Source organism: Flavobacterium sp. TC780 (assembly GCF_056783245.1).
The window spans coordinates 1-7,412 of the sequence record NZ_JBXBAV010000154.1 but is presented as its reverse complement, the minus strand read 5'-3'; the positions used below and the strand labels follow the sequence as shown (position 1 = coordinate 7,412).

The window sequence follows — 7,412 nt, the reverse complement described above, 5'->3', positions numbered from 1 at the left end:
AAGGTTAATACATGCTCCTGTTGTTAGGGAGGCAGCACCTGTAAAAATACGACAACTATAAACAATACTTATTTACACCTTATTATTTAATTAAATTATTCTTTTTAATCTCTTTTTCTTGGGCGTCTATAACTGCGATAGCCGACATATTTACCATCTCTTCTACACTTGCTCCCAATTGAAAAATATGAACTGGTTTACCCATTCCTAACATTATTGGACCTATTGAATCTACTTTATTAAGCTCTTTCAATAATTTATAAGTAATGTTTGCTGATTCTAAATTAGGAAAAATAAGTGTATTTACTTTTTTACCTGCTAATTTAGAGAAAGGGAATTTTTCTTGTAGCATTTCAGGATTCAAAGCAAAATCTGCTTGAATTTCTCCATCTATAACTAATTCTGGATGATTTTTATGCAAATAAGCAACTGCTTCTCTTTACTTTTGACGCTCCTGGGTTTGTTGAAGATCCAAAGTTAGAATATGAAACCATTGCAATTACTGGCTCTACACCAAACATTTTTGCCGTTTTTGCCGTCATAATAGCAATTTTTGCTAAATCATCTGCAGATGGATTTATATTAATTGCAGTATCTGATAAAAACATTGGTCCTCTATTTGTCATCATCATGTTTGCCGTAGCAACAAGTGAAGCTCCTGGTGCTTTTTCTATAAGTTGCAACATTGGTTTTACAACCGATGGATAACTTCTTGAATGTCCAGTTACTAATGCATCTGCTTCTCCCTCATTTACCATCATTGCAGCAAAATAGTTTCTTTCGCGCATTAATTTTTGAGCATCTAGCAAAGATATTCCACGTCTCTCTCTTGTTGACCAATAAGATGATGCAAATTGATTTCTTCTTTCTTCTTGATCTTTTGTTTTAGGATCAATAATTTCTACATCTGCATCAAAGCCTAATTCTGCTTTAAGCTCTAGAATGATTTCTTTATTTCCTAATAATATTGGAAAACCAATACCTTCTTCGTATACTATTTGAGCTGCTTTTAATACATTCAAATGATCTGCTTCGGCAAAAACGATTCTTTTTGGATCCATTTTTGCTCTGTTTGTAATCAAACGAACCATTTTATTATCGTTTCCTAAACGAGCTAAAAGTTCTTCCTCATACTTTTCCCAATCTGTTATTGGATTTAAAGCTACTCCTGATTCCATTGCTGCTTTGGCTACCGCCGGTGCAACTACAGTAATTAATCTTGGATCAAATGGTTTTGGAATTATATACTCTCTTCCAAATCCTAATTTAGTAGCTCCATAAGCAACATTTACTTGTTCTGGAACTGATTCTTTTGCCAATGAAGCTAGAGCTCTAACAGCAGCCATTTTCATAGCTTCGTTAATTTTAGTAGCTCTCACATCCAGCGCTCCTCTAAAAATATAAGGAAATCCTAATACATTATTAACTTGGTTAGGATAATCAGAACGACCAGTAGCCATAATAACATCTTTACGAGTTGCAATCGCTAAGTTATAATTGATTTCTGGATCTGGATTTGCCATTGCAAAAACAATAGGATTTTCTGCCATTCCTAACAACATCTCCGCTGACATGATATCTCCTGATGATAATCCAAGGAATATATCTGCTCCTTTTAAGGCCTCTTCTAAACCAATTGGTTCAATATCTTTAGCATATTTTAATTGTAAAGCAGATAATGCAGGGTTATTTTTTGTTAAAAGCCCTTTACTATTGTACATTAAAATATTCTCTACTTTCACTCCTAATAGAACATACAAATCAGCACAAGCCAAAGCTGCTGATCCAGCTCCAGAAACTACCATTTTTACATCTTCTGCTTTTTTATTTGCTAGTTCTAATGCATTTATTAAAGCTGCTGAAGATATAATTGCTGTTCCATGCTGATCATCGTGCATCACTGGAATATTAAGCTCCTCTACTAACCTTCTTTCTATTTCGAAAGATTCTGGTGCCTTAATATCTTCCAGATTAATTCCACCAAATGTTGGTGCAATATTCTTTACTGTTTGAATGAATTCTTCAATATCTTTTGTTCCAATTTCAATGTCAAAAACATCGATATCTGAAAATATTTTAAATAACAATCCTTTCCCCTCCATTACAGGTTTTGATGCTTCAGGACCAATATCTCCCAAACCTAAAACCGCAGTTCCATTAGTTATTACAGCAACAAGATTCCCTTTTGCAGTGTATTTATATACTTCATTTACATCTCTTGCAATTTCTAAACACGGTTCGGCAACACCTGGTGAATACGCCAAAGACAAATCTCTTTGGGTTGCATATTTTTTGGTTGGAACTACTTGAATTTTTCCTGGAGTAGGCTTTGAATGATACAATAACGCCTCGCTTCTTTTACTATCTTTATTCATTGTTTTTAGATTTTATTCTAGTTTACAAAGATATAAGACTTGGCTTAAAAAGGAAGCTTTTTACTATTCTTTTATTTAAAATGATATTTGATTATAATTTTAAAAAAATAACCCGATTAATTTTGGGTTATTTTTCAATATGCATTTAGTTCATTTTTTTACTGTGATATATAAGAATTTAGATGATTAATGGTGTCTTTTTGAATTTCTATTATTGATTTCACAACATCACTTATAGAAATAATTCCGACTACAATACTATTATCCACTACTGGCAAATGCCTTATTCTTTTGCTGCTCATTAATTCCATACATGAATCTAAACTATCGGATAAGCTTATTGTAATAACATTACTTTCCATAATTTCATGAACAAAAGTCTCTTTTGAAGATTTGTCTTTCAGCACAATTTTTCGTGCATAATCTCTCTCCGATAATATACCTTTTAACTCTGTTCCATCTATAACTAAGATGGCACCAATATTTTTCTCACCCATTACTTTTAAAGCTTCGTAAACGGTGGTTGATGAAAGTACTGAGTAAACTTCTTTTCCTTTCGTGCTTAGTATTTGATTAACAGTCATATCTGATATTTTTAATAACTATAAATTTAAAAAAAAACAGGTTACAAATAACATTATTTTCAAATTTAACTCAAAAAATCATTCAATTTACCATAAAAACCAATAAAACAAAGTGTTTATTTTGTTTTTATAATGCATTTATTAAATATTTATTAATAGAAAAACACATTGACATAAAACAAACAATGCTTTTTCTTAATTAAGAAAAAGCATTGTTTGTAAATAGTGGTATTTATTAGATGTACTAATATATTATTCCATCGAAACGATAATAAATTCGCTTCGTCTGTTCATTTGATGTTCAGCTTCTGTACATGGTACACCATCAGAACAATCGTTTACAATTGACTTTCGCCATGTCCTTTACCAGTTACTCTATTTGGATCGACGCCATTTTTTATTAACCATTTTATGTTGATTTTGCTCTTCTATCTGATAATGCCATATTATATTTGGCCGTTTGTCGGCTATCAGTATGTGAACGAATATCGAGTTTCATAGTTGGATATTGCTTCATTACTCTAAAATTTTCTCTAGATCTAAAGCTGCTTCTTTACGGATGTTATGATTTATCTAAATCGAAATAGATAATCGGAATATCAAGCGTCTTTGCTAAATCAGTTCCTACACCTATTGGTTTAATTCTTTTTTCTAAAGATACTGATACATTAGTTTCTCCTGTTACCGTTTTTATTGCAACTGTAAGCTCCTTGGTTTCGTAATCTTGCTTACTAGCTCTTATATGGTACTTTTTGCCACAATCTACATTAAATGTATAGCTCCCATCTGCTCCTGTCACTACTTCACCTATTACTTTAAACTTTTCGTCGAACAAGATTACTTTAGCATTATTTACTATTTTGTTAGTTTCAAAATCGGAGACTATTCCTTTTAATACCTGCTCACAAAGCAATTTTCTGATTTCGGTAAATCGATAGATATCATCGTTTCCATTTCCTCCTTCTCTATTAGATGAGAAAAATCCATTTCTTTTTTCGTTATCAATGATAAAAGCAAAATCATCTTGTTTGCTATTTATTGGGCTCCAAGATTCTGTATTGCTGAAAAAGTTACATCATTACTAATTTTAGATACAAACACATCTAGTCCTCCCAATCCTGGTCGTCCATCACTGGCAAAATAGAGCTCATTATCTGCTGAGATAAACGGAAAAGTTTCTCTTCCTTCAGTATTAATTGCTGATCCTAAATTTTCTGGTTTCCCAAAACTCCCATCACTGTTAATAGTTACACTATACAAATCAGATTGCCCTAAAGTTCCTGGCATATCGGATGCAAAATAGAGTTTCTTTTCATCTTTACTTAATGCTGGATGCGCTGTACTATATTGATTACTATTGAATGGTAATTCGGTTACATTTGTCCATTTACCATTAGTAAAATCAGCTTTATAGAGTTTTAACAGTGTGTTTTTTTGTTCATCTCTCCCTCTTTTACCATCTAGAAAATTGTTTCTTGTGAAATACATTGTTTTCCCATCCTTTGTAAAAACTGGCGTCGATTCATTAAATTTAGAATTGATTTTCTTTTCGAATCGTTCTGGCTTACCAACTGTTCCATCTGATTTTAATTCAGCTGAGTATAAGTTTGTAAATGTTTTATTTGTCCATTTAAATGTATTTCGAACTACTCCTCCTGTATCTCTAGCTGATCCAAATACGATTTTATTGTCGTAATAAGCGCTTCCGTAATCTGTTTGCGTTGAATTGATTCCAGCATCAGCTATTTCGAATCGACCTGAATTGGCTTTTATTTGTTCAAGATAGTTCTTATTATTTTCAAACAATATCCCTCTTTTATCTGTACTTATTTTTTTATTAAAAGCTTCCAAAGTTTTATCTGCTTTAGCATAATCTCCTGTAGCTTTTAAAGTTTGCGCATAACGGTAATAATACTCTGGCTCTTGCTCTGTATTCATAGCAAAAAGAGCATCATACCATTTGGCTGCTTTGATTAGTTCTCCATTAAAGTAGTAAGCGTTCCCTAATTTCTGGAACATTTTCTCGTCTTTGTATCCTTTTTCGGCTACTCTTTCATAAGTTGCAATTGCATCGATATATGCATATTGAGCATAATCTTTATCTGCTTTCTTCTCTATTCCTGTCTGTGCATTTCCTTTTAGCGCAATCAGCACTAAAAAAATGGTATAAATTATATATTTAACTTTCATCTTTGGGGATTTAGAAGAAACTTGGTGATGTTATTTGACTATAGTTATTGAAGAATTCATAATCGCAAGAATATCTCATGCGACCCTGAATTATAATTGTTCAATTTGGTTGTTTCATCGGTCATAGGCATATCCTATATATAATCCATCGCTAACCTGAAAACCTACCATAGCACTTAATGCTGCGCTCCATCTGTAAGCTACTCCAACTACAAATTTGTTAACAAACATAAAATTGGCAGATACATCTACTTGTAGAGGTGCACCTTCTACCATTTTAGTCAATAAAGCTGGTTTAAACTTAATGTCTTGGTAATAATCCAAATCAAATACATATCCTGCCATTAAATAATAGTTTATTTTATCCTTGTAAATTGCAATGTCATTATCATTGTAACGATTGGTTTCGATAAAATTTGGTACAGACAAACCGATGTATGCTTTATCTGAATGAAAATAAACTCCAGCTCCGATATTTGGTTTAAAGACGTTATCTAGATTCTGAAATTGCGGATCACCTTGATCGGCTGGATTTAATTTATTGACATCTAAATTGAATAAATTCCCTGTGGCTTTAATACCAAATGAAAGTTTAAAGTCTGGTGAAGTAGGTATTGTATAGGATAGGTCTACAGAAAAATTATTTTCGTTAGTTGGACCAATTTTGTCATTAACCAATGATACTCCTAAACCTAAATTACTGTTGTTAATTGGTGTATTTACCGAAAAACTACTTGTCTCTGGGGCACCATCAAGTCCGACCCATTGAGTACGGTATAAACCAAAAATACTTAGAGCTCCTCGTGACCCTGCATATGCTGGGTTGATATTTATGGTGTTGTACATGTATTGTGTAAATTGAGCATCTTGTTGTGCATATCCCACAGCGGAAAAAAACATAAAAACTAAAACTAATTTTCTCATTTATTTTTCTTTTAAGAACGGCTTAGCTTTTTATCGCTAAGCCTGTTATTTGTTTTTACTATTATTTATTAATATATAAATATCCTGCTTTTTGATGTGCATTAGATTCGCTATCCTTATATTTTAGAACATAATAATACGTTCCTACTGGCAGCCTTCTGATTTTTGAACTGTTGTACGTCCTTCCGAAAATCCTTTGAATGCTCTGTCTTCATTATTGTATCCTTCACGTTCGAAAACTAATACTCCCCATCTATTGTATATCTCTACTGTATTGTTTGGATAACATTCTAGTCCTTGAATATAGAAGCGCTCATTTTGAGAATCTCCATTTGGTGATATCGCATTGAATACTTTTATTACACATCCTTCTATTGGAGAAACTGTTGGATTGTCATCTACTTCACTTAGATTATCTGATATATCCTGAACTGTGATTCCATTTGCACTTGTTCCAAATACTGTTGCCTGATTAGTAATTTTCCCAAAATTAATATCCGATTGTTTGATAACATATGTACCTGTAAAAGAATTTTCGTCTACTTCATTTACTCCTAATGTTATCGGCCCTCCTGACATAACAAGCCCTGGGAGCTGATCGTCTATGATAACATTTAAAAGAGGTGTATTTCCTGTATTCGTAATTTTAAATTTATACGTTATCGTTTCTCCTGCATTAGCATAACCGCTTTTATTTTCATCATTAAACACTGCTGTTTTTACCACTGCAATTGATGGAACTTCTACAAAGATTGTAACCTTAGCTGTAATACAGTTTGATCTATTTATCACATCACAAATTTCATATGTTAGTGTATAAACTCCTCCCGGTGTATTTGGTGCTACATCTATTGTACCATCAACATTTAATGTTATTCCAGATAAAACTGTTAAACTTTTTAGAGTAACAACCGCTGGGTTAATTATTTTACCTCCATTCAGCCTATCATTATCTAATACATTGATTACTTCTAATGATCCGTTAATACCATCTGCAAAAATCACATCATCATCTACTGCATCTATCACTGCTGCACCTACAACAACTACTGAAATTACAGTATCGCAATTTCCTTGATTTGTTACTTCGCATATTTGATATTCTACATTATAATTTCCTGCTGGCGTATTTGGAGCTACTGTCACTGTTCCGTCAGGATTTAATGTTAATCCTGTTGGTACGCTTTTCGGCGTCAAAATTACATTTCCAGGATTTGTTCCTATTACTACTTTATCTCCATTTAATGTATCATTTGATGTTAGCGGCTGAGTAGTTCCCCCTGTTATTCCATTAATCAAATCAGTAGTTTCTGTTACAGCATTTATTACTGGTTTTTCT

At 32.6% G+C, this 7,412-nt stretch carries 2 protein-coding genes and 3 pseudogenes; all 5 read right to left on the bottom strand.

Annotated elements, in window-relative coordinates:
- Nucleotides 1-82 precede the first annotated feature (82 nt).
- Nucleotides 83-2,375, bottom strand: a pseudogene (locus AC1RYN_RS17005) (NADP-dependent malic enzyme).
- Nucleotides 2,376-2,533: 158 nt separating this feature from the next.
- Nucleotides 2,534-2,959 (bottom strand): CBS domain-containing protein, encoded by a 426-nt coding sequence (locus AC1RYN_RS17000; protein WP_481807883.1) that lies wholly within the window; start codon nt 2,957-2,959, stop codon nt 2,534-2,536.
- A gap of 252 nt (nt 2,960-3,211) precedes the next feature.
- Nucleotides 3,212-5,149 (bottom strand): annotated as a pseudogene (locus AC1RYN_RS16995) (OmpA family protein).
- 10 nt (nt 5,150-5,159) lie between these two features.
- A pseudogene (locus AC1RYN_RS16990) lies at nt 5,160-6,073 on the bottom strand (PorP/SprF family type IX secretion system membrane protein).
- A 144-nt stretch (nt 6,074-6,217) separates the two neighbouring features.
- On the bottom strand, nt 6,218-7,412 hold a 1,195-nt coding region (locus tag AC1RYN_RS16985), incomplete at its 5' end, for a DUF7507 domain-containing protein (protein WP_481807882.1).